The following is a 750-nucleotide window of genomic DNA, read 5'->3' as shown; positions in this document are numbered from 1 at the left end:
TGAGAAGTTTGAAAGTAGTATTGAAATAGATAAAGAAAATGGCTACATTTACATTAAGTGGTTATTGTGGTATAGTGATGCTAAGGTATCTGAAGATAAACAAGTGGAGCTTGCTAAGATCATAGCTAGCTACTTAAAAAAAGAAGATCAAGAGGGACTTATGAGAACTATTGCTGATAAATATATTGATGAAGGGATGCAAAAAGGAATGGTCCAAGGTATGCAGATCGGAGAAGCTAAAGGCATGCAGATTGGTAGAAATGAAGGCAAATATGAAGTAGCTAAAAATATGCTTGCCAATAATTACTCTATTCCTGAAGTTTCGCGTATTACAGGGCTTTCTATTTCTGTGCTCAACACTCTTCTTAAGTCTAAATCCTAACTATTCTTTTTGGAAAGTAGTAGATACTACTACTTTCATCTATATATTTTACTTGTAGGTCTTCAGTTAAGGAACTTGCGCTGTGACGCAAAATGGTAGAATTATACATGTAGTGACTCGCTTTTGAAATGAGATGCAACATTCCCGTATATTTCTTTGACTTGACAATAATTACTACACTCGCCTGCATCTAACCCATTATGCCATTTTTCATAATTATGGAAAATGTGTATTAAAGCTTTAATAGCTCCATTGAAAGAATCATTTCGATAGAGTGCTTTGTATGAGGTGTTGCTATCATTTGCTGGAAACCAAAACATAGAATTTGGATCTTTGTTTGCAAGTTCAATTCTAGACCAGAAATTTTT

1 protein-coding gene and 1 pseudogene are annotated in these 750 nt (G+C 34.0%); one reads left to right on the top strand and one right to left on the bottom strand.

From position 1 onward, the window contains the following. Positions 1–382 (top strand): annotated as a pseudogene (locus KYQ89_RS04355) (transposase); the annotation flags it as partial. A 101-nt stretch (positions 383–483) separates the two neighbouring features. Here KYQ89_RS04355 and KYQ89_RS04350 read toward each other — a convergent pair. Then, a partial coding sequence (locus tag KYQ89_RS04350) for a hypothetical protein (RefSeq protein WP_218460571.1) occupies positions 484–750 on the bottom strand: 267 nt, incomplete at its 5' end.

This window comes from Rickettsia sp. TH2014 (assembly GCF_019249195.1).
In the GTDB taxonomy this organism is placed as follows: Bacteria; Pseudomonadota; Alphaproteobacteria; order Rickettsiales; family Rickettsiaceae; genus Rickettsia; species Rickettsia felis.
The sequence above is the reverse complement of the archived record's forward strand: the minus strand, read 5'-3'. Positions and strand labels throughout refer to the sequence as shown.